Origin of the sequence: Microbacterium sp. SGAir0570 (assembly GCF_005491085.2) — a bacterium.
Taxonomy (GTDB): Bacteria; Actinomycetota; Actinomycetes; order Actinomycetales; family Microbacteriaceae; genus Microbacterium; species Microbacterium arborescens.
Genome location: NZ_CP027929.1, coordinates 726,989 through 751,869 on the forward strand (window position 1 = coordinate 726,989; position 24,881 = coordinate 751,869).

Sequence of the window (24,881 nt, forward strand, 5' to 3'; positions counted from 1 at the left end):
GGGCATTACGGGCCCCGGGCGGCGGAGTCAAGCCGCAGATCGCCGATTCTCGGCGCTTCTACAGTGGAGGCATCATCGACGTCTGCGGGAGGTTCCATGGTGTCCGGTGCGTCCGAGCCCGAATCCGTCGCACGCGCGGTCGAACGGCTGCGACTGGCCGAGGCCAGCCTGGCGCGGCGACGCCAGAGCGACTGCGGTCCGAGCGAGACCGCGCGTGCGGCGATGCGCGTCGTGTACGACAGCGCGGATGCAGGCAAGCGCGTCACACCGACCGACATCGCCGCGACGCTCGGCATCTCGACGCCGACGGCCACCACGATGCTCAAGCGCCTGCACGACGGGGGACTGGTCGCCTTCCAGCGCAATCCCGACGACGGCCGGAGCAAGTACGTCGTTCCGACGGACCGCAACGCCGATGTCGAAGGCGTCGACCCGCTCACGCTCCGCGTCCGCGACATCGCGCGCGGGCTCGACGAGGACACCGCGGCGAAGCTGGCGACGCTTCTCGACGCGATCGCGGACGCGGTCGATGAGGAGTGCCGCTGAGGCAGGCGACGTCGTCAGGCGTCGGCGGTCGCCGGCTCCGGGATCACCCGCAGGCCGTTCGTTCCGCCGGCCTCGAGCATGAGGGCCTCGACCCAGTGCCGATTGATCGTCGGCGGCCGGCTGCCGCTGAAGAGGAACACCATCGGAACGGCCGGGTGCACCCAGACGCTGAACAGCCCGCTGTCGGTCGAGCGGTGGAACATGAACGGCTCGTTGCGACGCAGCTTGTTCATGAAGACCACCCGCAGGTGAGCGAGCAGACGGTCCTCGACGTCGAACGTCCGCCCCTGGCTTCCGTAAACGAGTGTTCCCACGGACGCGAGGGTAGTGGCGCGGTTCGGCCTAACTAATTCCGGTTAGTTAGGCGAACTAGGTAGGTCGTGTTGACGCCGTGTAAACCCCGTGTGAACTTCTGTCAAGCCGGTAGGTGCAGCGGGTCCGGGGCGGGACACTCGATGCAGAGCGACGGGAGTGGTCATGGTCTTGGATATGTCACCGATCGCCCGCAAGCCCAGCGCGGTGAGGCTGGCCACGTCGGGCGCTCTGCGTCAGTTGCCCACCCGGCGGCCCGAGGCCCCCAGCGCCGAGGCGGACGTGCGGTGGGAGCTCGTCGACGTCGATCGCTACGAGGTGCGCGAGGGCGAGGTCATCCTCGGGTACATCGACGTCGTGGGCGCCGTGTTCGTGGCGCTCAGCGGCCCCTGGTACTCCGCCGCCGTCGAACTCCGTCAGACGCTGCGATTCGACGAGGCGGTGCAGACGCTGCGCTCGACCCGGCGCCACTGACGCAGCCCGAGGCCCCGGTCACCTCCTCCTAGGCTGGAGGGCATGATCCGGATCGCGACCGTCGGCACGAGCGTCATCACCGACGCCTTCATCGGTGCGGCATCCCGCACGCCCGGTATCGAGGTGGTGGCTGTGTCATCGCGCGATGGCGCGAGGGCGCGCGCGTATGCCGATCGTCTCGGCGTCGAGGGAGCGTTCGGCAGCGTCGAGGCCGCTCTCGCCGATCCCGGCGTCGATGCGGTCTACATCGGCTCGCCGAACTCCGCGCACGGCCCACAGGTCGCGGCGGCGATCGCGGCGGGCAAGCACGTACTCGTCGAGAAGCCGGCGGTCGGCTCCGCCGCCGAATGGGACGATCTCGTCGGCCGCTCCCGGCGGGCGGGGGTGGTGCTGATCGAGGCGATGCGCACGGCCTACGACCCGGGCATCGTCGCCGTCCGCGACCGCGTCCCGTCGCTCGGCAGCCTCCGCCGAGCCTCGTTCCACTACGCCAAGCGCTCCTCGCGTTACGACGCCGTGCTCGCCGGTGAGACCCCCAACATCTTCGATCCCGCGATGGGCGGCGGCGCGCTCGCAGACCTCGGCGTCTACGGTGTGCACGCCGCCGTCCTCCTGTTCGGCGAGCCCGTGAGGGTGTCCGCGTCGGCGGTGACCATCGCCACCGGTGCCGACGGGGCGGGCCTCGCGGTGCTGGAGTACCCCGGGCTGATCGTCGATGTCGGCTACTCGAAGATCACGACGGCGGCCAGGCCGAGCGAGATCCAGGGCGAGAGCGCGACGCTCTTGATCGATCATCTGGCCAGCCCGCGTCGGATCACGCGCATCGACGCGTCCGGTGCGTCGTCGGAATGGACCTCGGACGCCGCGGTCGACACCCTCGACGGGGAGGTCGCGCGCTTCGTGGAGCTCGTCGGCGATGCGGCGGCACCCGACGAGGATCAGGCCCGCACGTCGGCGACGCTGCGCACGCTCGAACGGATCCGTCGCGCCGCGGCCGGCTGACGCATCCGCGGATCGCGCTGTCAAGGCCCTGGGGTTCCGCCGGGGCCGTGACGCAGGCTCGGATCATGCAACACACGGGACTGCGCTGGGACGAGATCGCTGAGGATGCCTGGCGGGTATGCGATCCCGCTCGCCCGTCCTCCGATGCCGCCGCCGTCGTCGCCTACGTCGAGCGACGCCGCGACGGCGTGTACGAGGTGGTGTGGCTGTGCGGCACCGCGGGAACCGAGACGTTCGCCGCGATCGGCGAGGCGGCGTTCGCCATCTCCGAGCGGCACGCGGCGTCGCGCCGCACCGGGTCGCCGCTTGCGACCAAGCCGATCCCCATCGCGCACCGGCCGCCGCTGTCGACGGCCTGATCGGCGAGCGCGCTCAGCGTCGCATCCGATCGATGAGCAGTCCGAGGGCCGCGTTGACGCTGCCGTCGATGACCTGCTCGGGCTCGCCGTCGAGTTCGAGCAGCACGTGCCCGGTGTCGTCGCCGTCGCTCCACCCGAGGTAGACGGTGCCCGGCTCGTGCCCGTCGTGGGGCTCGGGGCCCCCGACGCCGGTCGCCGATACCGCGAGGTCGGCTCCCGTGAGGTCGCGCACCGCCCGGGCCAGCTGCTCGGCGCACTCCGGCGAGCAGGGATCGATGCCCTCGGCCAGGTCCAGGACCCGGTGCTTCGTCTCGAGCCGGTAAGCCACGACCCCGCCGGCGAACCAGTCGCCCGCGCCCTCCGCGGCGCCGATCGTCGCGGCGAGGTTGCCCGAGGTGAGTGATTCCGCGACGGCGATCACGGTGCCCGTCTCCTGTGCGCGTCGTGCGAGTTCCTCGATGTCGCTCATATCTCCTCCTGGCGCGACCCTAAGCAGCGGCGTGCGCTCCGGGCGCGGGGATTGTCCCCGGTCCGACGCGGTGATACGCGCGGGCGACCCTGCAGGCGGATCGGGACTTTGGTCCCTATTCATGACGCCGGGAACGCGAGATAGTTATGTGGTCAGACCACATACGACGAAGGAGACAGAAATGACCACGCACGCGGTCCACGCAGCCATCCCGCGCACGGAGGCTCGGACCCGCACTCAGGCGATCGCCCGCCAGGACGAGATCGTGACCTCGCTCACCGGACGCCGCACCCTCGCTGCACTGCGCTATGCGACCGGCTTCATCTTCCTCTGGGCGTTCCTCGACAAGCTGCTCGGCCTCGGTTTCTCGACGCCGTTCGAGCGGGCGTGGATCAACGGCGGCACCCCGGCGCAGGGCTTCCTCAACAGCCCCGCCGTGACCGGACCGCTCCAGCCCTGGTTCCAGAGCATGGCGAGCCCGCTCGCCGACGTCCTGTTCATGGCGGGCATGCTGGCCATCGGAGTCGCCGTCATGTCGGGCATCGGTCTCCGCGTCGCCGCGGTCGCCGGGAGCCTCGTCATGCTGCTGATGTACCTGGCCGAGTGGCCGTTCGCCTGGGGCGCGGCATCCACCAACCCCCTCGTCGACTACCACATCGTCTACGCGCTCGCGCTGATCGTGATCGCCGTGCTCCACGCCGGCGACACGTGGGGCCTCGGCGCCATGTGGAAGAAGCTGCCTCTCGTGCAGCGCTTCCGGTGGCTCGTCTGACACCGAGTCGCCCCGCCGAAGGCGCGGATCCCACCGGGGTCCGCGCCTTCGCTCATTCGTGCTCGGGTTGCGCCGCGCGCAGCGCGGCCTGCGTACGGCTCGTGACGCCGAGCGTGCGCATGATCCCCGTCAGGTGGTTCTTCACCGTCTTCTCGGCGACACCGAGCTCGGTCGCGATGGCGCGGTTCGACAGCCCCCGCGCGACCAGGGCGAGCACCTCCCGCTGCCGGCGGGGGAGGGCCTCCGGCGGCGACGTCGGGGGTGAGGCGGGTCGCAGGGTCGCGCTCAGCGGGTGCCCCGACCCGACCCGGCGCACGGCCTCGACGAGCTCGCCCGCCGCGACGTCTTCGAGAAGGAAGGCCGCGGCGCCCGCGGCGGCGCTCGCGGCGCGGGCCGTGTCGTCGTCCGCGGCGCTGAGGACGATGCACTGCAGGTGAGGGTCCAGCGCGCGCAGGGCGCGGCACACTTGTGGGCCGTCGCCGTCGGCGAGCCGGTATCCGATGATCGCGACGTCCGGCCGTGTCACCTCTGCGCGCGCCGCCGCCTGACGGGCGGTGGCCGCCTCGGCGACGACCTGCAGTCCCGTCGCCGCGTCGATCAGGTCGGCGACGCCGCGGCGGACCAGGTCGTGGTCGGCCAGGACGAGCACGGCGAGCATGGGCTCCACCGTAGCGTCCGGCTCGTTACGGTGGAGGGATGGACGAGCACCGGGCCGGTCCGCGGCGCAGCGAACAGGCTCGGCTGGCGGTACTGACGGCCGCGGCCGAGCTGATCGCGCAGAGCGGCTACGAGAACCTCACGATCGAGGCGATCGCCCGGCACGCCGCCGTCGGCAAGCAGACGATCTATCGGTGGTGGCCCTCTCGCGCCGCGATCCTCACCGAAGCGCTGCTCGAGGGGATGGTCTTCCGGCATCAGCTCGCAGTGCGAGACACGGGGGACCTCCGCCGCGACCTGACCGAGTGGATGTCGCGGGTGTGGACCGTCCTCGACGCTCCGCAGGGACGTCTGCTGCTGCGGTCGCTCGTCGCCGCCGCGACCGAGCATGCCGCGATCGGTGAGCTCATGCGCGACCGGCTGAGCGCCGACGGCGGCATCCGGGCGCGCGTGGTCGCACACGGCGATCCTGCTCTCGCAGCGGTCGAGATCGGCGATGCGGTCGCGGGCTGGATGATGATGCAGGCGCTCCTGGGCGCCGCCCCGACGCCCGACAGCATCCGGGCGATCGTGCACGTCCTGGTCCCGGGTTAGGGTTGACGCGACGGGAGGATTCATCCTGTCGCTGTTCGCCACCTACGGCGCCGTCGTCGCGGTCTTCCAATGGGGGTGGGGCGCCGAGTTCATCGGCCTGCACACCACCGGCCCGATCCTGAACTTCCTACCGGTGATCCTCGTGGGCATCCTCTTCGGACTCGCGATGGACTACCAGCTGTTCCTCGCGTCGGGGATGCGCGAAGCCTTCGTGCACGGCTCCGAGGCGCGCCTCGCGGTCATGCAGGGCTTCCGTGCCGGGCGGTCGGTCGTCATCGCGGCTGCGCTCATCATGGTGTCGGTGTTCGGCGGCTTCATCTTCGCCGAGGCGACGATCATCCGCTCGATGGGCTTCGGCCTCGCCTTCGGCATCCTCGTCGACGCGCTCGTGGTGCGGATGCTGCTCATGCCGGCACTCATGCACCTCATCGGGCGCGGCGCGTGGTGGCTGCCCCGGTGGCTCGACCGCATCCTGCCGGATGTCGACGTCGAGGGCGCCAAGCTCGAACGCACCCACCCGCACGTCTGAGCGCGCCGGTCGGGGTCAGAACGCGTCGAGGTCGGCGCGCAGGCCCCGACCGGTGTGCTCGGTGCGCAGGATGCCGCGGCGCCGCAGCACCGGCACGAGCTCGTCGAGTGCGCGGTGGAGGGTCACGGGGTGGAAGTCGCCCGAGAAGATCAGGCCGTCGTTGTCGGCATCGTCGCCCAGCGCCTGGATGACGTCGGCGATCTCCTCCGCGGTTCCCACCGTCCCTCCCGCACCGTCGGTCACGCGTCCGAGCCGCGCCTTGCCGGTGAGGATGTCGCGAAGCGATGCTTCCGAGAAGTCGGAGTAGCGCCCGAGCAGGCCCCGGATGGTGCCCTTCGAGACGTGATCGCCGAAGATCGCAGGATCGAGCGGGCGGTCGAGGTCGAGCGACGTCAGGTCGGTCTCGAGGTCGCTCGACCACGCTTCTGCGACCTCGCGGAGGGCCGCCTCGTCGGGATGACGCGACGCCTCGACGATGCGGTCTGCCTCGTCGACCGAGCTCGCGACGATGGGCTTGACGACGAAGAGAGTCTTGATCGCGTCGGCATCGCGCCCGGCGGCGATCGCCGCCTCGCGCACCCGGGCGCGGTAGGCCCGGATGCTCGCGGGATCGAGGTTCGACAGGGCGAGCTGGATCTCGGAGTTCGTGCCGGCGAAGCCGATGCCGCGCGGCGAGCCGCCGGGGGAGGCGACGATCGGGTCGCCCGCGGGCAGGGGCTCGGCGTTGAGGGGACCGTCGAATGAGAAGTACTCGCCGCGGTGCTGGACGGCGCGGATCTTCGAGCCGTCGGCGTAGATCTGCGTGTCGGGGTCGGCGATCAGCGCGTCGTCGTCCCAGCTGTGCCACAGCAGGCGCAGCGCATCGAGCCACTCCTGGGCGCGGTCGTATGCGGCGTCGTGCCCGAGGCGCTCGGCGCCGAAATGATGCGCCGATCCGACGTCGGTGACGACGTTCAGCCCCAGCCGGCTGCCGCTCAGGTGCTGCAGCGACGCGAACTGACGGGCGGCGAGGTACGGCGGCCACGCGGCGGGGTTGACCGTGGGGATCACGCCGAGGTGCTGCGTCGCGGCGAACAGGTACGGCGCGAGCGTCCACGGGTCGTGCTTGGGACCGCCGTACGCCTTGCGCACCCGCAGGTTCAGCGTCTCGGGCGTGATGCCGACCGAGAGCGCGTCTTCGATGAGGACGAAGTCGAAGCCCGCCTGCTCGAGCTCGCGGGCCGAGTGCTGGTAGAGGTCGGGCTTCTGCCACGGCCAGTTCCACCGCTGGTACGGCCGCGCCCAGCCGTGGGGCCCGAACCCGCGCGAGAGGAACCAGCCGAAGTGCTGTGCGCGCGTCATGCCGACACCGTTTCCGGCAGGTCTTCCGGCAGGTCTTCCGGCACGACGCCGGTCGCCGCGCGGGCGGCGTCGAGTCCGCGCGCGAGGTCGGCGATGAGGTCGCCGGCATCCTCCAGCCCGACCGAGATGCGCAGCAGCCCCGGACCGACGCCGATGCGCTCGAGGTCGGCATCGTCGCGACTCGCGTGGGTGGTGGTCGCCGGATGCAGCACGAGCGAGCGCACATCGCCGAGGTGGGTCATCGGGGTGAACAGCCGCACGCTGCGCGTGAACGCCTCTGCAGCCGGCCGCCCGCCCGCGAGGGTGAAGGAGAACAGCGCGCCCTGTCCCGCCGGAAGGAGGCGCACGGCGAGATCATGGTCGGGATGCGAGGGGAGTCCGCTGTAGTCGACGCCGGCGACCTCGGGACGCGTCTCGAGCCAGGCCGCGAGAGTCGCCGCGGTCTGCGACTGGCGCTCGACCCGCAGCGACAGGGTCTCGATGCCCTGCAGCAGCAGGAAGGCGTTCAGAGGTGAGGGGGAGGGGCCGAAGCGCATCGCGACGCGGCGTGCGGTGTCGAGGAAGGCGCGCTCGCCGGAGCGTTCGACGAACGTGCGCCCGTCGGGCCCGGTCTCGGCCGCGATCTGGCGGAACCGGCCCGGGACGGCGTCCCAGGCGAAGCGTCCGCCGTCGATGATGACGCCGCCCAGGCCCGTTCCGTGGCCCGACAGGAACTTCGACGCGGAGTGGATGACGATGTCGGCGCCGAGTTCGAGCGGGCGCAGCAGGTACGGGGTCGCGAGGGTCGAGTCGACGACGAGCGGGATGCCGTGCCGGTGTGCGACCTCGGCGACGGTGGGGATGTCGAGCACGCCGCCGCGCGGATTCGCGATGGTCTCGGCGACGAGCGCGCGCGTGCGCGGGCCGATCGCCGCCTCCCAGGCGGCGGGGTCGCGCGGATCGTCGACGAAGTCGGTCGTGATGCCGAGGCGGCCGAATTCGGAGCGCAGCAGTTCGCGCGTGCCCTCGTAGATCGCGGAGGCCGCGACGATGTGGTCTCCGGACTCGAGGATCGTCAGCAGCGCCGTCGTCGTCGCGGCCTGGCCGCTGCCGACGAGCAGGGCGCCGACGCCGCCCTCGAGGTCGGCGATGCGACGCTCAGCTGCCGCGGCGGTCGGATTGCCGACGCGCGTGTAGCTGAAACCCGTCGTGGGGTCGGCGAAGCGGCCCTCGCCGTCGGCGATGTCGTCGAACTCGAAGCCGGCGGTCAGGTAGATCGGGGTCGCGCGCGAGCCGTATGCGTCGAAGCCGCGGGCGCCCGCGTGCAGCTGACGCGTCGCGAAGGCGAGGGATTCGGGGTGGTTCTCGAGACCGGGCATGGGGGGAAGAGTACGGGCGGCGGACGCGGCGGCGCTTCCCCGCCGTCATGCGAGGTCACGCGGAGGCGCCCGTGGGTCGGCGTGTGTCGCTCTGTGTTCTCCCGTTTCCGACTGTTTCGATCGCGAGCGCACGGGGAACGCGGGCTGGGGAGCATGGGGGCATGTCCCCCCTGGTGAGCGTCGACGACCTCGCCGCCGAACTCGCTGCGGACGCTCCCGTGCGTCTGCTGGATGTCCGGTGGCGCCTGGACCGGGCCGAAGGACGCCCCGACTATCTGCTGGGTCATCTGCCCGGCGCCGTCTACGTCGATCTGGAACGTGAGCTCGCGCGCCCCGGGGTTCCGGAGCAGGGACGGCATCCGCTGCCCGACCGCGCCGACCTCGAGGCCGCGGCCCGTCGCTGGGGTGTGAGGGCCGGAGACCGGCTCGTCGCTTACGACGACAACGACGGTGTCGCCGCCGCGCGTGCGTGGTGGCTGCTGCGCCGTCACGGCCTCGACGTCCGGGTGCTCGACGGCGGCTTCCGCGCCTGGGTCGCGTCGGGGCGTCGCCTGGAGCACAGCGACCGGGCCGCCGCGGCGGGCGATGTGTCGCTCCCCGAGGGCAGCGGCGGTCTCGCCACCATCGACGAGGCGGCCGTCGCTCCCGCGCGCGGAGTGCTGCTCGACGTGCGCGCGCCCCAGCACTACCGGGGTCAGGTGGCGGGGGCCGACCCCGTCAGCGGCCACATCCCCGGGGCCCTGAATCTTCCGACGGTGGCCCACATCGCGCCGGACGGTCTCCTGCGCGGTCCGGACGAGGTCCGCACGTCGCTCGCGGCAGTGGGGATCGGCGCCGACACGGATGTCGTCATCACCTGCAGCTCGGGTATCGCCTCGGCGCACACCGCCCTAGCCTTCGCGGTGGCCGGATACGGCCGGGCGCGCGTGTTCGCGGGGTCGTGGAGCCAGTGGTCTCGTGACCCCGGCCGGCCCGTCGCGACGGGGGCGAGCCCGGCGGCGGCGATCGGCGTCGTCTGAGGGGATCAGCCGCGGATGGCGGAATCTTCGCTGAGGCGGTGCCAGGTGCGGTTGTGGTAGACCAGCGCATCGCCGTGACCGCCGGGCTCGACGTCGCGCTCGACGTGCGACTGGAGGGCGTGGCCGGCGATGACGATGGAGCCGCCGGCATCCATCCGCGACACGACCGCGCAGCGGACCCACGCCCGCACGCCGCGGTACACGGGTTCTCCCGTCGTCAGCCGCGACCAGGCCGAGGTGTCGGCGAAGCGATCGATGCCGCTCGTGGCGCCGAGCTTCGCCAGCGGCAGATCGTCGGCGTCGAGCAGGTGCACCACGACGGTCTCGGCAGTGGACAGGACGGCCGACGCGGACGACTGAGCCGACACCGAGAACACCAGGAGCGGCGGGTCGGCGCTCACCGACGACACGGAGGTCGCCGTGAGCGCGACCGGGCCGTCACCCGCGTCGGCGGTGATGACGGCGACCCCGCCGGGGTGCCCGCGGAAGAGCGTCTTGAACTCATCGGCGGACAGCGAGCCGCCCAGATGACGGGAGGGGTGCTCCGCGGACGGGTCGATGTTCGGCTGCGACATGATCACGACGTTAGTAACCACGACGACCCATCACATGTTCCGTGAACGTCGGAGACGATCGATGACGCCGTGTAACGTTCCCCGCGTGACGACGGAATCACGCGACGGCTGGTCTGGGCGGTACGGCTCTGCCGCGCCCGAGGGCCTCCCGCGCAACGATGTGCTGGACCTCCTCTACCGCCATCGCTCCGTGCGGCGATTCGCACCCGGCGAGATCGACGACGCGACGCTGACCGCGATCATCGCGGCTGCACAGTCGGCCTCGACGAGCTCGAACCTGCAGGCGTGGTCGGTGATCGAGGTGCGCGACCCCGACCGGCGCGACGCGCTCGCCCGACTCGCGGGCGACCAGGACTTCATCCGCCGGGGCGGCGTCTTCCTCGTCTTCGTCGCCGACTGGGCTCGTGCGCGCGAGCTCGCGCATCGCGCGGGGGAGCCGTCGGATGCCGTCGAGTACATGGAGAGCACGATCGTCGGCTTCATCGATGCGGCGCTCGCCGCCCAGAACGCCGTGATCGCCGCCGAGTCGCTGGGCCTGGGCGCGGTCTACGTCGGGGCGGTCCGGAACCATCCCGAGCAGATCGCCGATCTGCTCGAACTCCCCGCGGGAGCCTTTCCGGCGTTCGGCGTCGTGCTCGGCCGCCCCGACCCGCACGACCGGGCGGGGGTGAAGCCACGGCTGCCGCAGCGGGTCGTCCGCCACCGCGAGACCTATCGCCTGCCCGACGACGCCGAGATCGCCGCGTACGAGGAGGCGGTCACGGCGTACTACCGCACGCAGGGCGAGCCGCGGGGCTGGCTGCGCGCCGCGATCGCCCGGGTGCGGGGTGCCGCGAGCCTGCACGGGCGCCACACGATGCGTCGCTCCCTCGAACGCCGCGGTCTGTCGTCGCGCTGACCCGGGGGGCGAATCCGCTCGACAGCGGCCGGGCCCTGGCTTAGGGTGGACGCGTGCAGACCTGTCGTTGTTGTCGCTGAGCGCCGCCGCGCTCACCTCAGACGACCCCGACAGCACCCGCGCCTCTGAGCGCGCGGACACCGTGAGGACACCCTCGTGCGCTACGCAGAGAACATCGCCGAACTCGTCGGCAACACCCCGCTGGTTCGCCTGAACCGCGTCGCGTCCTCGACGCGGGCGACCGTGCTCGCCAAGATCGAGTACTTCAACCCGGGCAGCTCGGCCAAGGATCGCATCGCTGCGAGGATCATCGAGGCCGCCGAGCGCGACGGGCTGCTCCGGCCGGGCGGAACGATCGTCGAGCCCACGAGCGGCAACACCGGTGTCGGCCTCGCCCTCGTCGCGCAGCAGCGCGGCTACCGGATGGTCTTCGTCGTTCCCGACAAGTTCGCGGGCGAGAAGGTCGCCGTCCTGAAGGCGTACGGCGCCGAGGTCGTGATGACCCCCACGAGCGTGCCGCCGGAGCATCCGGATTCGTATTACAGCGTCTCGGACCGGCTCGCGCGCGAGATCCCCGGCGCCTTCAAACCCAACCAGTTCGCCAACGCCGCCGGGCCGCGCGCCCACTACGAGACGACCGGACCCGAGATCTGGCGCGACACCGCGGGGAGCGTGACGCACTTCGTCGCCGGTGTCGGCACCGGCGGCACGATCACGGGCACGGGACGGTACCTGCGCGAGGTCTCCGGCGGGGCCGTGACGATCGTCGGCGCCGACCCCGAGGGGTCCATCTACAGCGGCGACATCGGCCGGTACCTCGTCGAGGGCGTCGGCGAGGACTTCTGGCCCGAGACCTTCGATCCGTCCGTCGTCGACCGCTACGAGCGGGTGGGCGACCGCGAGTCGTTCGCGATGACCCGCCGCCTCGCGCGCGAGGAAGGCCTGCTCGTCGGCGGTTCGTCGGGCATGGCCGTGGTGGCCGCGCTTCGGACGGCACGCGAGCTCGGACCCGACGACGTCGTCGTCGTGCTGCTGCCCGACCACGGCCGCGGGTACCTCTCGAAGATCTACGACGACGACTGGATGCGTGCCCACGGGTTCGCCGACCTCGTCGTCGAACCCGACCACGGCATCCCCGATCACCGCACGACCCACGACACCAGGAGCGACGCATGAGCACGCACGATTCCGCCCGCGGCCTCGCGAGCCTCGCCGTTCACGCCGGCCAGGAGTTCGACCCCACCACCGGAGCGGTCATCCCGCCGGTCCACTTCTCGACGACGTTCGCGCAGGACGGCATCGGCGGCCTCCGCGGCGGCTACGAGTACGGTCGCTCGGGAAACCCGACCCGCACGGCGCTCCAGGTGCAGCTCGCCGCGCTCGAGGGCGGGGCGCACGGCTTCTCGTTCGCCTCGGGGCTGGCCGCCGAGGACGTGCTGCTGCGCGCCGCGCTGACGCCCGGTGACGAGGTGCTTCTCGGCAACGACGTCTACGGGGGCACCCACCGTCTCATCGCCCGTGTCCTGGCTCCGTGGGGTGTGAAGCTGCGGGTCGTCGACATGAGCGACCTCCCCGCCGTGCGGGCTTCGGTCGCCGAGCGCGCGCCGCGCGTGCTGTGGGTGGAGACACCGTCGAACCCGTTGCTGCGCATCACCGACATCGCGGGCCTGGCGGCCATCGGACACGAGGCCGGCTCGCTCGTCGTCGTCGACAACACCTTCGCGACCCCGGCGCTCCAGCGGCCCCTCGAGCTCGGCGCCGATGTCGTCGTGCACTCCACGACGAAGTACCTCGGCGGACACTCGGATGTCGTCGGCGGCGCGCTCGTGCTCGACGACGATGCGCTCGCCGAGAAGATCGGCTTCCTGCAGTACGCCGCGGGAGCGGTGTCGGGACCGATGGATGCCTGGCTCACGACGCGCGGGATCAAGACGCTCGATGTCCGCATGCAGCGCCACAGCGAGAACGCCGGGGCCATCGCCGCGTTCCTGGAGCGACACGATCGCGTCGCCCGCGTGTTCTACCCCGGGCTCGCCTCGCACCCCGGGCACGAGCTGGCCGCGTCGCAGATGACCCGCTTCGGGGGCATGCTCTCGCTCGCGCTCGAGTCCGGCGAGGCGGCGCGTCGCTTCGCCGAGTCGACGCGCCTGTTCCAGCTCGCCGAATCGCTCGGCGGCGTGGAGTCGCTGGTGAACTATCCCGATGCGATGACGCACGCTTCGGTCCGCGGCACGGAGGCCGCCGTGCCGGTCGAGGTGGTGCGGCTCTCCGTGGGCATCGAGTCGGTGGACGATCTGCTGGCCGACGTGGAGCAGGCGCTGCGCTGACCTCGTCTCGCCGGCGGGCCGCTCAGCGTCGGAACAGCCGCCGGCGGCGTCGCGGTTCGGCCGGCGGGGCTGCGGATGCCGCCGCCGCGGCATCCGCGCGACGCTGACGCCAGGCGGCGACCTCGGCCTCGACGTCGTGCGTCGGTGTGACCACGGGCGGCCCGCCCTGCAGCTGCCGGCGGGCCTCGACGACGCGCCGGTTGAAGTCGACGACGTACTCGCGCACATCGTCCTCGCGGTTGAGAGCGTCGACACGGGCGTCGAACTCGGCGTGCTCGATCCGCAGGGTCAGCGCCGGCGGGCCGAGCCCGGTGAGCTGCTCCTCGCGGATCTTCCGCTTGATCCACCAGTCGGGATCGTGGTTCGGGCCGAGATCGGCGATGGGCTTGCCCGCTCCCGGCAGATCGTCGAAGTCGCCGCGGCGGATGGCCTGCTGAATCGCCGTCTCGATGTAGGCCGCGCGTTCACGAGGGCCGGGCACCGGCGTCTGGGGCGTCGAGGATGCGGGGGAATCGTCGCTCATGTCGTTCTCCGCCTCCAGAGTACGTGCCGGCGCGCAGACGTCGGCGTTCTCGCGGGACAATGGAGTAATGCCGCTTTCGCTCGAACCGCCCCCCGACAGTTCCGGCCGGTGGCGGCGTGAAGCGGGGGAGCTGGGGCGCAGCCTGACGCGATTCGGGCCGTCGCCGGGACCGCGATGGCACCTCGGGCTGCAGGCTGCGCTCGCGATGGCGCTGCCCGTGGTCGTCCTCTCCGCGCTGGGGCTCGAGAACATCGCGCTGCTCGCCGCGACCGGAGCGTTCGCGACGCTGTACGGTGGCCGTCTCTCACCGCGCGAGCGCCTGCGCTTCGTCCCCATCGTCGCGGCGGTGCTGTGGTCGTGTGCGGCGCTCGGGGTCGCGGCGGCGGCCGTCGGCGCTGTCGCGGTGGCCATCGGCCTCATCGTGGTCGCCGTCGCGGCATCCGTTCTGGTCTTCGGCCGCTCGGTCGGTCCGCCGGGCCCGCTGTTCGCCGTGCTCATCTACGGTCTGTCGGCGCACGTCACGGCGCCGCAGTCGTCGCACGCGGTGAACCCGGCGCTGTATCTCGGTGTCCTCGCGGCGTCGCTGCTGTTCGCATGGCTGGTCACGGCGGCACCTCTCGTGCGGCGCTCGCACCGCGGCGCGAAGCCTCGGTCGATGCGCTCGCTCTTCCCCGCGGCCGGGGGCGAGGCGACGACGCGGACCCTCGTCGTGCGAACGGCGACGGTCGCGGTCGTCGGCACGGCGATCGCGCTGCTCGTCGATCCCGAGCGCGCCTACTGGATCGTCGGGGCGGGGATCGCCGTCCTCGGAGTCAGCGCGAGTCGCCGCGTCGCGCTGTCGCGCGGCATCCACCGCGCGCTCGGCACCGCGGCGGGGGCGGCCGTGTTCCTCGCCATCAGCGTCGTGCCGCTCGGCGGCGTCGTGCTCGGTCTCGTGCTCGGGGCGCTGCAGTTCATCATCGAGCTCGTCGTCGTCCGCCACTACGCGCTCGCGCTCGTCTTCATCACCCCGCTGGTGCTCCTCATCCTGAGCGCGGCGGGAGCCGGCGGCCCGGAGCTGGCGGTCGAGCGCGTCGTCGACACCGCGGTGGGTGTCGGACTCGGCATCCTCAGCAGCGTGATCGTGGTGGGCCCGCGGCGGTAGTCCCCTCGATACCCGGTATGCATATACTCGCAAACTACATACCCGGTATGCGAAAGGACGACCGTGTCGGTTCGACTCAGCCTTCTGGCGATCCTCGATCAGGGCCCCTGCTATGGCTATCAGCTGCGGGCGGAGTTCGACCGTCGGACCGGGTCGACGTGGCCGCTGAACGTGGGCCAGATCTACAACACCCTCGACCGGCTCGAGCGGGACGGTCTCGTCGAGAAGGGGTCGGTCGACGGGCAGGGCCACGTCTACTGGCAGATCACGGATGCCGGGCGCGCCGAGGTCGCGTCATGGTTGGGCTCGCCCGTCGAACGGCCGGCGGGCACACGGGATGAGCTCGCGATCAAGCTCGCGGTGGCCGCGACCCTGCCGGGGATCGATGTGAACGAGGTCATCCAGGCGCAGCGGCGCGCCTCGCTCGCGCAACTGCAGGAGCTCCGCAGCGGCGAGTACGCCGGAGCGAACCCCGACGGTCCCGAGGAGCTCGCCTGGTCGCTCGTGGTCGACTCGATGATCTTCGCGGCCGAGGCCGAGGTGCGCTGGCTCGATCACACCGAGCAGCGCCTCGCGCAGCATCCCGGCCGCGCGATGGCGATCGAGCTGTCGACGGAGAAGCCCAAGCGCGGGCGGCCGGTCAAAGCCTGAGCTCAGCCGAGCACTTGCCCGGTAGCCCAGAAATCGGGGCGGACCTCCGCGATGGGGGCGAGCTCGTCGCGCAGGCGGCGCCAGATCGCCAGGCCGGTTTCGAACGAGTCGGCGGGGACCGGGCCGTCGGGTCCCGCGTCCTGGATCGCGCCGTCCCAGGCGAGGAGATCCCGGGTCAGGTCATCGCTGATCCCGAGACTGCGCGGGTCGACGACGTACTCGTCCGTGAAGCTCTCCCACAGCGGGCTCGAGGCCCATCCCGAGAACATGCGGATGACGCGCCGTCCGTCGGGGAGCACGAGCGGCTCGCCGCGACGGGAACGCGCCATCAGGTAGCGATCCTGCATCTCGCGACGACGTTGCCATTCGACGCCGTCGGTCGGGGTGTCGTCGTAGTCGTACCCCGACAGCCAGACCAGACCCCGTTGCGCTCCCTCCCCGCGGACCAGAGCGACCGACCAGAGGTGGCGGTCGTCGTCGGAGAAGATGCGCATCTCGCGGAAGACGGTGTCGATCGAGACGTCGACGATGTCGATGATCCGCGTGTCTTTCGCGTCGCCGGGGTAGACGAACACCCGGAATCTCGGTCCGAGATCCTCCCAGGTCGTGTCACGGCGATCGGCGAGCTCTGCACGCATGATGCAGAGCCTACGCGGGCCGGATGCCGCGCTCTCAGGCGACTGCCAGGAAACCGCCGCGATCCGCATGAGGGCGCGGATGGCCGGCGCTCCAAACGGTGGCGGATGCACGGTTTTCGCTCGAGGTGTCCAATCCGCATCCGGGCTCGTCCCGGATAGCCCCACGTGCCGCAATCCAGCGCACGTGACGGAAGGAAGAGACATGCGTACGAACCTGAAGCGAGCAGCAATCTTCGGCACGGCGGGCCTGGGTGCCGCCGCGATCGCCACCGCCGGATTCGCCCTGCCCGCGTCGGCTGACGACACCACCGCAGTCGACTCGTCCACCACCGACACGACCACCACCACGGACGTCGCATCGTCGTTCGACGCGCTGTCGACGTGGATCGACGGCGTCCTCGAGGCCAACGGCAACGGCGTGGGCGAGAACGCCAACGTCGGCAACCTCGGGCTCGAGGGCGGCCTCATCAACGGTCCGCTGATCAGCGATGTGGGCAACGGCGCGCTGCTGTCGGGCAACGACACCCCGATCGCGTCGGGCAACGACACTGCCGTGGACGCCCCGGTCGACGCCCCCATCGTCTCGGGCAACGAGACCGGTAACGGCAACGAGACCGGCAACGGCAACGAGGTCGGCAACGGCAACCAGACCGACACCGACCTCGGCAACGGCACGGACGTCGGCACGGGTGACGTCGGCACGGGCGACGTCGGCACGGGCGAGGTCAGCACGGGCGACGTCACGAGCGGAATCGGCAGCACCGTCGACAACCTCGTCGGCGGCATCACCTCGGACGTGACCTCCGACGTCGACGACCTCGTGGGCGGCATCCTCGGCGACCGCTGATCCCGGATCCCATCCGACCGAGAGTTCTCGAAGGGCGGCACGCGGCCTCGGCCGGTGCCGCCCTTCGGCGTGCCCGCTAGCCTGGCGCAGTGAGCGAAGCGATGCCCGGGCGGGCGCGAGTGGGCGTGCGGGATGTCGCGGCCGCCGCGGGCGTGTCGACGCAGACGGTCTCGCGCGTCATCAACGACCACCCTCACATCCGGCCCGAGACGCGGGAACGCGTGGTCGCGGCGATGGCCGAGCTCGGCTATCGCGTCAACAATGCGGCGCGTGCGCTCGGCACCGCGACGACGCGGACGATCGGGGTCGTCGCCTCCGACACCGATCTGTACGGGCCCGCCGCGGGCATCGGGGCTCTCGAACGCGCGGCGCGGTCGGCCGGCCGGTGGATCGCCACGGCCTACGCCGACGGCGCGGATGCCGCCAGCGTCACGGCCGCCGCCGACCATCTTCTCGCCCAGGGGGTGGACGGGATCGTCGTCGTGGCGCCCCATACGGCGGCGCTCGAAGCGCTGGCGGCGGCATCCCCCGGGGTCCCGGTGGTGCCGCTGCACTCGCGGGTCGGGGGAGCCGGCACGCCGGCTGACGGCGACCGCGGCGCCGAGGGAGCGGCGCTCGCCGTCGATCATCTGCTGGACGCCGGGCACCGCCGCATCGCTCAGCTGTCGGGCCCGGCCGCCTGGCTCGAGGCCGTCGCTCGCGACACCGGTGCCGAGTCTGCGCTCGCGCGAGGGGGACTGCAGCTCGCCGGTCGCTGGCGCGGCGACTGGTCCGCGGCATCGGGGGCGGCGCTGGCCCCCGAGATCGCCGCCGCGGTCGGCGAGGCGGGCGGGCCGACCGCGATCGTCGTCGCGAACGATCAGATGGCGCTCGGCCTGGTCTCCGGACTCGCTTCACGGGGTGTGGACGTTCCCGCGGACGTCAGCGTGGTCGGCTTCGACGACCACCCGGATGCGGCCTTCTACCGGCCCGCCCTCACTACGGTCCGTCTCGATATCGCGGGCGAGGCGCAGCGGTGCGTCCGGATCCTGCTGGGCGCGGACTCTGCCACCGGTCCGGAACCGCCCCGGCTCGTGGTGCGCGACTCGACTCGCCCGGTCTGAGGTCGATGAGCCTGCCGTTCAGGCTCGCGTCGTGAGGTTGTTACCGGTAACATGTTCACACCGCGGCACGACCAATGGAGGCATCCGTGACCCACACCGCCACGCGCGACCGATCCGCCGAGCGCGACGACATCCTCGCCGGTCGCACGAGCCTGGGCATCGAATTCGGCTCGACCCGCATCAAGGCATGCCTCGTCGGGTCGGACCCGACCCGGGTCCTCGCGACCGGGTCGCACGCGTGGGAGAACCGTTTCGAGGAGCGCCGCTGGACGTATGCCCTCGACGACGTCTGGTCCGGCGTGCAGGCGGCCTACGCCGACCTCGCCGCCGCGATCGAGTCCCAGTACGGCGTCGTGCCCGAGACCTTCGGCACGATCGGCGTCTCGGCGATGATGCACGGCTATCTCGCGTTCGACGCCCACGACGAGCTGCTCGTGCCGTTCCGCACGTGGCGGAACACGAGCACGGGCGCGGCCGCGGCCGAGCTCACCGAGCTGCTCGGCATCAACATCCCGCTGCGGTGGTCGATCGCCCATCTGCATCAGGCCGTGCTCGACGGCGAGGCGCACGTCGCCGACATCCGTCACATGACGACCCTCGCCGGGTACGTGCACGCGAGCCTGACCGGTGAGAAGGTCCTGGGGGTCGGCGACGCGTCGGGGATGTTCCCGATCGACCCGGTCACCCGTGACTACGACCAGCGCCGCGTCGACCTCTTCGACGCGCACACCGCCGGGCGACTCCCGGCGGATCTCCGCGCCCTGCTGCCGGAGGTCCGTGTCGCAGGTCAAGCCGCAGGCTCCCTCACCGTCGCCGGTGCCGCGCTGCTGGACCCGTCGGGAGCGCTGCGCCCCGGCATCCCGTTCTGCCCGCCCGAGGGCGATGCGGGCACCGGCATGGTCGCCACCGAGGCCGTCGCGCCCCGCACCGGCAACGTCAGTGCCGGCACGAGCATCTTCGCGATGGTCGTGCTCGAGCGCCCGCTGCAGAGCACGCACCACGAGATCGACGTCGTCACGACCCCCGCGGGCGACCTCGTCGCGATGGTCCACTGCAACAACGGGGCGAGCGAGCTCGCGGCCTGGGTGGGCATGTTCGAGCGGTTCGCTGCGGCGTCGGGATCGGCGCTCGACGCCGACGCGGTGTACGACACCCTGTTCCGCGAAGCGCTCACGGGCGACCCCGACGCCGGCGGCCTGCTGGCCTACAACCACCTCGCGGGCGAGCCCATCGCCGGCACTGAGGAGGGTCGTCCGCTGTTCGTGCGCACCCCCGACAGTCGGTTCACGCTCGCCAACGCGATCCGGGCGCAGCTCTACGGCGTGTTCGGCACGCTCGCGCTCGGCATGCGCGTTCTCGACCGCGAGGGGGTGCAGCTCGACCGGATGTTCGCCCACGGCGGCATGTTCCGCACCGCCGGGGTCGCCCAGCGGTTCCTCGCAGCGGCCCTCGGAGCCCCGGTCGCCGTCGGTGACACCGCCTCGGAGGGCGGGGCCTGGGGCATCGCCGTGCTCGCCGACTATCTGCGCCACGGCGACGGCCTCGATCTCGACGCCTACCTCCGCGAGCGCGTCTTCGCGTCGGCGACGGTCGACGTCGCCGAGCCCGACGCAGCGGATGCCGCCGGCTTCGCCGCCTACCTCGATCGTTACGACGCGGGGCTCGCCGTCGAGCGCGCCGCCGTCGCCGCCTTGTCCTGACCCGTCCGACCTCACCGGAAGAAGAACAATGACCCTCTCCACCTCTCTCGAGCAGTACACCGTCTGGTTCGTGACGGGCAGCCAGAACCTCTACGGCGAGGAGACCCTGCGCCAGGTCGCCGAGCAGTCGCAACAGGTCGTCGCTGGCCTCGCCGGACTGCCGGTCCGCGTCGAATGGAAGCCGGTGCTCAAGGACTCCGAGTCGATCCGCCGACTCGCCCTCGACGCGAACGCCGACGACTCGGTGATCGGCGTCATCGCGTGGATGCACACCTTCAGTCCGGCGAAGATGTGGATCACGGGCCTCGACGCGCTCCGCAAGCCGCTGCTGCACCTGCACACGCAGGCCAACGTCGAGCTGCCGTGGGCCGACATCGACTTCGACTTCATGAACCTCAATCAGGCCGCCCACGGCGACCGCGAGTTCGGCTACATCCAGACCCGCCTCGGCGTCTCGCGCAAGACCGTCGTCGGGCACGTCTCGAACCCCGAGGTCACGCGTCAGATCGAGGACTGGCAGCGCGCCGCGGCCGGGTGGCAGGCCGCCCGCACGCTCAAGCTCGCGCGCTTCGGCGACAACATGCGCTACGTCGCCGTGACCGAGGGCGACAAGACCGAGGCAGAGCTGCAGTTCGGCGTCCAGGTGAACACGTGGGGCGTGAACGAGCTGGCGGATGCCGTCGCCGCGGCCTCCGACGCCGACATCGACGCGCTCGTCGAGGTGTACCTCGCGCAGTACGACGTCGCCGAGGAGCTTCTCCCCGGGGCTGAGCGCCACCAGTCGCTGCGCGACGGCGCGGCGATCGAGATCGGGCTGCGCTCGTTCCTCGAGGCCGGCGGGTTCGGAGCCTTCACGACCTCGTTCGAAGACCTCGGCGAGCTCACGCAGCTGCCGGGCCTCGCCGTGCAGCGCCTCATGGCCGAGGGCTACGGCTTCGGCGCCGAGGGCGACTGGAAGACCGCGATCCTCGTGCGCGTCGCCAACGTCATGGGTGCGGGCCTGCCCGGCGGGGCGAGCCTCATGGAGGACTACACCTACGACCTCGTTCCCGGCTCGGAGCGCATCCTCGGCGCACACATGCTCGAGGTCTCGCCGTCGCTGACGACCGCGAAGCCGCGCCTGGAGATCCACCCCCTCGGCATCGGCGGCAAGGACGACCCCGTGCGCCTCGTCTTCACCGCGGATCCGGGTCCCGCCCTCGTCGTGGCGATGAGCGACATGCGCGACCGCTTCCGCCTGACGGCGAACGTGGTCGAGAACGTCGAGGCTCCCGACCTGCCGAAGCTGCCGGTGGGCCGGGCGATCTGGAAGCCGGCACCCGACTTCGCCACGTCGGCCGCGTGCTGGCTCGCCGCCGGTGCCGCACACCACACCGTCATGACGACGGCCGTCGGCATCGAGGTGTTCCGGGACTTCGCCGAGATCGCCGGCACGGAGCTCGTGGTCATCGACGAGGACACGACGGTGCGAGGATTCCAGAAGGAGCTCCGCTGGAACCAGGCCTACTACCGCCTGGCCCGCGGACTGTGATCTCCGAGAACCAGAACCGAGAGGGGACGCCCGTGGCGGCATCCGGAACGTCGTACGTGCTGCGATTCGGCGACGCTGAGGCGATCGTGGCGAGCGTGGGGGCGTCGCTGCGCTCCTTCCGCGTCGCCGGGCGCGACCTCGTCGTCCCGTACGGCGAAGACGAAGTGCGCCCGGGCTACCGGGGTGCGACCCTCGCCCCGTGGCCGAACCGCGTCGTCGACGGTGAGTACGAGGTGGCGGGCACCCGCTATCGTCTCGCTCTCACCGAGCCGGAGCGCCACCACGCGCTGCACGGGCTGGTGGCCTGGCTCGACTTCGAGCCCGTCGTCGTCGCCGCCGATCACGTGACGCTCGGCGCCACGATCGTCGCGCAGACCGCCTACCCCTGGACCGTCCGCATCGAGGCGACCTACCGCCTCGGCGCCGACGGCCTGACGCAGACGGTGCGGGCGACGAACGAGAGCGCGGATGCCGCGCCTTTCGGCACCGGCCCGCACCCGTATCTCGTCGCCGGATCGGCGCCGCTGGACGAGTGGACGCTCGAACTGCCGGCAGCTCGCGTGCTCGAGGTCACCCCCGACCGGCTCTCGCCCGTCGGGCTGGCCGACGTCGCGGACGTCGCGGAGTTCGACTTCCGCGAGCCGCGGACGCTGGGCCCCGTCGAGATCGATCACGCGTTCACGGCGCTCTCGCGCGCCGAGGACGGCATCGCCGCGGTGCGGGTGACCGACCCGTCGGGAACGGGAGTCGCGATCTCGTGGGATGCCGCGTGCCCGTGGGTCCAGGTGCACACGGCCGATCTGCCCGGGGGACCGGCTCAGCCGGGGCACCGCGCGGGTCTGGCGGTCGAGCCGATGACGTGCGCCCCGGATGCCTTCAACGCCGCGCGGTACGACTACGACGCCGGGCTCATCCTCATCGAGCCGGCCGCCACGGTCGAGGCGTCCTGGCGCATCAGCGCGATCTGATCTCGCGGCCGCGCTCGGCGGATCAGTGGCTGTGCTCGGTGGAGAACAGCGGGTGGTCGGAGTGGCTCGGAGCGTTGCGACCCGCCTCTGTGGCCCCGAGCGCCGGCGTGACGAGTCCGGCCACGATGACGCAACCGGCGACGAGCCCGATGACGCTCGTCCGCGGGGTGGAGCGGGCTTCGGCGGGGGAGGAGCCCGCGGGCGCTGTGCGCGCCCGGCGGACGACAGCCGCTGCGGCCACGCCGTAGGCGACGTGGAGGAGAACGGTCACGCCGACGGCGTGAACGCTGATCCGCATCGGGTCCGCTGCGAGAGCGAGCCCCGATGCGATCGTGCCGGCGACGGCGATGGCCATCGCGACACGGGGAGCGACGAGGCGGCCGCGGGTCAGGGCGGCGACGCCCCAACCGAGGGCGGCCGCCCCGACCGCTACCGCCACGACACCGACGCCGCGATCGGCGACGCCGGTGCCCTGGGTGATCATGCCCGCGCCCACGCCGAGCTGGAGCAGACCAGCCCCCCACGCGGCGAGCGTGGGCCAGGAGCGGGTGAGCGCGGCGGTGTTCATCAGGCGACGGCGGTGCGGCGGGTGTCGACCGCGCGGTCGGTGCCGAGGCCGACGCCGAGCAGCACGAGGGCGCTGGCGAGGTGGAGGAAGTGGTCGGCGGTGTTCAGGGCGAGCACGTTCGCGGCGCTGTCCTGAATGAAGAAGCCGACGATGCCGAGCAGCAGGTAGGCCGCGCCGACGGTGATGTTGACGCCCTTCGCGGCGCGGACGCCGGAAAGGCCGCCGATGAGCAGCGCGGCACCGATCAGGAGGTGCGCGATGTTGTGCAGCGGGTTGACCTCGAAGATGCCGAGCAGCAGGCCACCCTCGGTGGCGATGAAGTCGACGCCCGCGGTCACGGTGAAGCCGAGGAGGCCGACGAGGATGTAGACGGCGCCGAAGATGATCGCCACGAGGCGGTTCGGTGATGTACGCATGAGGGTTCCCTCCCATTGGGCGACGGATGTCGCGGTGCTGCGGTTGTTCGGTGACAGGGGCAGATCGGTTTGCCACTGGGCGGGCCCGGAGCGTCCGATCTTGTGTGTTCGTCGATATCGATGGGGAGTCAGGCCCAGGCCGTGAAGCGAGGCTATGGTCAGCGAGTTCACGGCTCACCCTGCTTGTGTATTCGGGCGCCGCGGTGGTAATGAGAAGCGTGCGATTCGAGACGACGCTGTCCCAGTTCGGAAACAACACCGGCATCGAGGTGCCGTTCTCGATCCTGGATGCGCTCGGTGGCGGTCGTCGCCCCGCCGTCTCGGTCGCCGTCAACGGCTTCGCCTTCCGCAGCACGGTGGGGTCGATGCGGGGGCTCGCGCTCATCCCTTTCTCGGCGGAGCGGCGGCGCGAGAGCGGCCTCGCGGGAGGCGATGCGATCGTCGTCGACATCGAACTCGACGAGGCGCCGCGGGAGGTCGAGGTGCCGACCGATCTCGCCGCCGCGCTGACGGACGCCGGCGCGGGGGAAGCGTTCGACCGACTGCCGCCGAGCGCGCGGAAGGCGCATGTCGGGAACGTCGAGTCCGCGAAGGCGCCGGAGACCCGCGCGAGGAGGATCGCGGCGATCATCGCCAAGCTCGGCTGAGGCGCGCGCCCCGTAGGATTGGGGTGAGGTGAGGAGGGGCAGCGTTGGCCACCCGTCAAGCGCGTACCAAGAGCTCGGAGATCGTCGCCGAAGGGCTGTACATCGCCTCCGCGGCGACCCGCCTCGCGCTCAAGAACGCCATCCTCGTCGACATCCTCGCCGACGGGCGCGATTTCGAGGCCGACCGCTTCCTGGACGACGCGCGCGACGCCCTCATCTCTCTCGCGGAGGAGGCCGAGGCCGACGCCGAGCGCACCCATCGCGAACGCAAGGCCGCGAGCGGCCGCTACAGCGACTCGGGCGGGACGCACGACTACCGCAGCCGGGACGTGTCGAATCTGCGTCGACGTCGCAAGCAGTCGCTGCGCATCGCCAAAGAGCTCCGCGAGCGCGCGGCCGACGAGGCGGAGCTGCGCAAGCTCATCGCTGATGCGCGGGAGGCCGCGTGGGCCGAGGTCGCCGGGAACATCGACCGCACGCTTCGCATCGAGGCGGCGCGGCCCGATCTCGAACCCGACTACGAGCGCATGCGCACGGCGCGCATGCAGGCCCTGCGGATGGTCGACCTCCCGCGTCTCCGCTCGCAGCGTCGCAATGTCCAGCGGCAGGCGGCCGAGCGCGATGAGGCCGTGGATTCCGCGGCTGCGCCGGTGATCGACTAGCCGTTCCGTGCTCGATTCGCTCTTTGCGCGAGAGCGGGCTATGCTTGACGACGGCCCGGGAGAGATTCCCAGGCACTGCGCCCGTAGCTCAATGGATAGAGCATCTGACTACGGATCAGAAGGTTAGGGGTTCGAGTCCCTTCGGGCGCACACTGTGTTGAGACAGTGAACGAGAAGCCTCCGCTCTGCGGGGGCTTCTTTGTTTTCCGTTCCACGCCGACGACTTTGTTGTGGTGCTGCACATTCTCAGC

At 71.5% G+C, this 24,881-nt stretch carries 29 protein-coding genes, 1 tRNA gene and 1 pseudogene; 21 read left to right on the forward strand and 10 right to left on the reverse strand.

What is annotated here, in order from left to right:
• Window positions 1-96: 96 nt before the first annotated feature.
• Complete coding sequence (locus tag C1N74_RS03300; protein WP_023952381.1) at window positions 97-546, forward strand: MarR family winged helix-turn-helix transcriptional regulator; 450 nt, start codon at window positions 97-99, stop codon at window positions 544-546.
• A gap of 14 nt (window positions 547-560) precedes the next feature.
• Here the strand turns inward: C1N74_RS03300 and C1N74_RS03305 are convergent, their stop codons facing one another.
• Window positions 561-860 (reverse strand): hypothetical protein, encoded by a 300-nt coding sequence (locus C1N74_RS03305; protein WP_023952380.1) that lies wholly within the window; start codon window positions 858-860, stop codon window positions 561-563.
• Between the two features lie 175 nt (window positions 861-1,035).
• On the opposite strand from C1N74_RS03305, the gene C1N74_RS03310 reads away from it, so the two are divergent.
• The 3 genes from C1N74_RS03310 (at window position 1,036) to C1N74_RS03320 (ending at window position 2,693) form a co-directional block, all read left to right on the forward strand.
• Window positions 1,036-1,332: a hypothetical protein gene (locus tag C1N74_RS03310; protein WP_137749967.1), complete on the forward strand. Its 297-nt coding sequence runs from the start codon at window positions 1,036-1,038 to the stop codon at window positions 1,330-1,332.
• Window positions 1,333-1,374: 42 nt separating this feature from the next.
• Window positions 1,375-2,334: a Gfo/Idh/MocA family protein gene (locus C1N74_RS03315; RefSeq protein ID WP_114597998.1), complete on the forward strand. Its 960-nt coding sequence runs from the start codon at window positions 1,375-1,377 to the stop codon at window positions 2,332-2,334.
• 65 nt (window positions 2,335-2,399) lie between these two features.
• Window positions 2,400-2,693, forward strand: a complete 294-nt coding sequence (locus C1N74_RS03320) for a dienelactone hydrolase (protein ID WP_023952374.1) — start codon at window positions 2,400-2,402, stop codon at window positions 2,691-2,693.
• Window positions 2,694-2,706: 13 nt separating this feature from the next.
• Here the strand turns inward: C1N74_RS03320 and C1N74_RS03325 are convergent, their stop codons facing one another.
• Complete coding sequence (locus tag C1N74_RS03325; RefSeq protein WP_023952372.1) at window positions 2,707-3,162, reverse strand: CinA family protein; 456 nt, start codon at window positions 3,160-3,162, stop codon at window positions 2,707-2,709.
• Between the two features lie 181 nt (window positions 3,163-3,343).
• On the opposite strand from C1N74_RS03325, the gene C1N74_RS03330 reads away from it, so the two are divergent.
• On the forward strand, window positions 3,344-3,934 hold the full coding sequence (locus C1N74_RS03330) for a DoxX protein (RefSeq protein WP_023952370.1): 591 nt from the start codon (window positions 3,344-3,346) through the stop codon (window positions 3,932-3,934).
• 52 nt (window positions 3,935-3,986) lie between these two features.
• Here C1N74_RS03330 and C1N74_RS03335 read toward each other — a convergent pair whose 3' ends face one another.
• Window positions 3,987-4,592, reverse strand: coding sequence for a response regulator transcription factor (locus C1N74_RS03335; RefSeq protein ID WP_137749968.1), 606 nt, complete (start codon window positions 4,590-4,592; stop codon window positions 3,987-3,989).
• Between the two features lie 38 nt (window positions 4,593-4,630).
• Between C1N74_RS03335 and C1N74_RS03340 the strand changes: the two genes are divergently transcribed.
• Both C1N74_RS03340 and C1N74_RS03345 read left to right on the forward strand, forming a co-directional pair.
• Window positions 4,631-5,185 carry a TetR/AcrR family transcriptional regulator gene (locus C1N74_RS03340; RefSeq protein ID WP_137749969.1) on the forward strand — a complete coding sequence of 185 codons (555 nt, stop codon included), beginning with the start codon at window positions 4,631-4,633 and terminating at the stop codon, window positions 5,183-5,185.
• A 7-nt stretch (window positions 5,186-5,192) separates the two neighbouring features.
• Window positions 5,193-5,714, forward strand: a pseudogene (locus tag C1N74_RS03345) (MMPL family transporter); the annotation flags it as partial.
• A gap of 15 nt (window positions 5,715-5,729) precedes the next feature.
• Here the strand turns inward: C1N74_RS03345 and C1N74_RS03350 are convergent.
• The gene (locus C1N74_RS03350; RefSeq protein WP_137749970.1) at window positions 5,730-7,055 is read right to left on the reverse strand and encodes an NtaA/DmoA family FMN-dependent monooxygenase; all 1,326 of its coding nucleotides are present in this window, start codon (window positions 7,053-7,055) and stop codon (window positions 5,730-5,732) included.
• Window positions 7,052-8,413, reverse strand: a complete 1,362-nt coding sequence (locus C1N74_RS03355) for an O-acetylhomoserine aminocarboxypropyltransferase/cysteine synthase family protein (protein WP_083990608.1) — start codon at window positions 8,411-8,413, stop codon at window positions 7,052-7,054. The genes C1N74_RS03350 and C1N74_RS03355 overlap by 4 nt, the downstream gene beginning before the upstream one ends.
• 161 nt (window positions 8,414-8,574) lie before the next feature.
• Between C1N74_RS03355 and C1N74_RS03360 the strand changes: the two genes are divergently transcribed.
• Complete coding sequence (locus C1N74_RS03360; protein WP_064956147.1) at window positions 8,575-9,432, forward strand: sulfurtransferase; 858 nt, start codon at window positions 8,575-8,577, stop codon at window positions 9,430-9,432.
• Between the two features lie 5 nt (window positions 9,433-9,437).
• Here C1N74_RS03360 and C1N74_RS03365 read toward each other — a convergent pair whose 3' ends face one another.
• Window positions 9,438-10,007 (reverse strand): flavin reductase family protein, encoded by a 570-nt coding sequence (locus C1N74_RS03365; protein ID WP_036305111.1) that lies wholly within the window; start codon window positions 10,005-10,007, stop codon window positions 9,438-9,440.
• 85 nt (window positions 10,008-10,092) lie between these two features.
• On the opposite strand from C1N74_RS03365, the gene C1N74_RS03370 reads away from it, so the two are divergent.
• From C1N74_RS03370 to C1N74_RS03380, 3 genes are all read left to right on the forward strand, one after another.
• Window positions 10,093-10,905, forward strand: a complete 813-nt coding sequence (locus tag C1N74_RS03370; RefSeq protein ID WP_219994758.1) for an NADPH-dependent oxidoreductase — start codon at window positions 10,093-10,095, stop codon at window positions 10,903-10,905.
• 156 nt (window positions 10,906-11,061) lie between these two features.
• On the forward strand, window positions 11,062-12,081 hold the full coding sequence (locus C1N74_RS03375) for a pyridoxal-phosphate dependent enzyme (RefSeq protein WP_137749972.1): 1,020 nt from the start codon (window positions 11,062-11,064) through the stop codon (window positions 12,079-12,081).
• Complete coding sequence (locus tag C1N74_RS03380; RefSeq protein WP_137749973.1) at window positions 12,078-13,232, forward strand: cystathionine gamma-synthase; 1,155 nt, start codon at window positions 12,078-12,080, stop codon at window positions 13,230-13,232. The genes C1N74_RS03375 and C1N74_RS03380 overlap by 4 nt, the downstream gene beginning before the upstream one ends.
• 22 nt (window positions 13,233-13,254) lie before the next feature.
• Here C1N74_RS03380 and C1N74_RS03385 read toward each other — a convergent pair whose 3' ends face one another.
• Complete coding sequence (locus C1N74_RS03385) at window positions 13,255-13,755, reverse strand: DUF1992 domain-containing protein (protein WP_137749974.1); 501 nt, start codon at window positions 13,753-13,755, stop codon at window positions 13,255-13,257.
• Between the two features lie 67 nt (window positions 13,756-13,822).
• Here C1N74_RS03385 and C1N74_RS03390 point away from each other — a divergent pair, with 67 nt between their 5' ends.
• Window positions 13,823-14,899 (forward strand): FUSC family protein, encoded by a 1,077-nt coding sequence (locus C1N74_RS03390; RefSeq protein WP_167366979.1) that lies wholly within the window; start codon window positions 13,823-13,825, stop codon window positions 14,897-14,899.
• A 63-nt stretch (window positions 14,900-14,962) separates the two neighbouring features.
• Window positions 14,963-15,550, forward strand: coding sequence for a PadR family transcriptional regulator (locus C1N74_RS03395; RefSeq protein ID WP_023952347.1), 588 nt, complete (start codon window positions 14,963-14,965; stop codon window positions 15,548-15,550).
• A 2-nt stretch (window positions 15,551-15,552) separates the two neighbouring features.
• Here C1N74_RS03395 and C1N74_RS03400 read toward each other — a convergent pair whose 3' ends face one another.
• Window positions 15,553-16,188, reverse strand: a complete 636-nt coding sequence (locus tag C1N74_RS03400) for a hypothetical protein (protein WP_064956145.1) — start codon at window positions 16,186-16,188, stop codon at window positions 15,553-15,555.
• A 202-nt stretch (window positions 16,189-16,390) separates the two neighbouring features.
• On the opposite strand from C1N74_RS03400, the gene C1N74_RS03405 reads away from it, so the two are divergent.
• From C1N74_RS03405 to C1N74_RS03425, 5 genes are all read left to right on the forward strand, one after another.
• Window positions 16,391-17,035 carry a hypothetical protein gene (locus C1N74_RS03405; RefSeq protein WP_023952345.1) on the forward strand — a complete coding sequence of 215 codons (645 nt, stop codon included), beginning with the start codon at window positions 16,391-16,393 and terminating at the stop codon, window positions 17,033-17,035.
• Between the two features lie 89 nt (window positions 17,036-17,124).
• The gene (locus C1N74_RS03410; RefSeq protein ID WP_258317991.1) at window positions 17,125-18,138 is read left to right on the forward strand and encodes a LacI family DNA-binding transcriptional regulator; all 1,014 of its coding nucleotides are present in this window, start codon (window positions 17,125-17,127) and stop codon (window positions 18,136-18,138) included.
• A gap of 74 nt (window positions 18,139-18,212) precedes the next feature.
• Window positions 18,213-19,838 carry a xylulokinase gene (locus C1N74_RS03415; RefSeq protein WP_137749975.1) on the forward strand — a complete coding sequence of 542 codons (1,626 nt, stop codon included), beginning with the start codon at window positions 18,213-18,215 and terminating at the stop codon, window positions 19,836-19,838.
• 28 nt (window positions 19,839-19,866) lie between these two features.
• Window positions 19,867-21,369 carry an L-arabinose isomerase gene (araA, locus tag C1N74_RS03420; protein WP_064956142.1) on the forward strand — a complete coding sequence of 501 codons (1,503 nt, stop codon included), beginning with the start codon at window positions 19,867-19,869 and terminating at the stop codon, window positions 21,367-21,369.
• A gap of 32 nt (window positions 21,370-21,401) precedes the next feature.
• Window positions 21,402-22,337, forward strand: coding sequence for an aldose 1-epimerase family protein (locus C1N74_RS03425; RefSeq protein ID WP_258317993.1), 936 nt, complete (start codon window positions 21,402-21,404; stop codon window positions 22,335-22,337).
• A 22-nt stretch (window positions 22,338-22,359) separates the two neighbouring features.
• On the opposite strand, the gene C1N74_RS03430 is transcribed toward C1N74_RS03425, so the two are convergent.
• Window positions 22,360-22,905, reverse strand: coding sequence for a hypothetical protein (locus C1N74_RS03430; protein ID WP_064956141.1), 546 nt, complete (start codon window positions 22,903-22,905; stop codon window positions 22,360-22,362).
• Complete coding sequence (locus tag C1N74_RS03435; protein ID WP_036304665.1) at window positions 22,905-23,321, reverse strand: DUF4383 domain-containing protein; 417 nt, start codon at window positions 23,319-23,321, stop codon at window positions 22,905-22,907. The genes C1N74_RS03430 and C1N74_RS03435 overlap by 1 nt, the downstream gene beginning before the upstream one ends.
• A 185-nt stretch (window positions 23,322-23,506) precedes the next feature.
• On the opposite strand from C1N74_RS03435, the gene C1N74_RS03440 reads away from it, so the two are divergent.
• The 3 genes from C1N74_RS03440 to C1N74_RS03450 all read left to right on the forward strand — a co-directional run bounded on the left by C1N74_RS03440 (window position 23,507) and on the right by C1N74_RS03450 (window position 24,780).
• A complete protein-coding gene (locus C1N74_RS03440) occupies window positions 23,507-23,968 on the forward strand; it encodes a YdeI/OmpD-associated family protein (RefSeq protein WP_258317994.1) in 462 nt (153 codons plus the stop codon).
• A gap of 44 nt (window positions 23,969-24,012) precedes the next feature.
• Entirely contained in the window at window positions 24,013-24,630 is a 618-nt protein-coding gene (locus C1N74_RS03445; RefSeq protein ID WP_064956139.1) for a hypothetical protein, read from the forward strand.
• A gap of 77 nt (window positions 24,631-24,707) precedes the next feature.
• Window positions 24,708-24,780: transfer RNA gene (locus C1N74_RS03450), tRNA-Arg, on the forward strand.
• The last annotated feature ends 101 nt before the right edge of the window (window positions 24,781-24,881 follow it).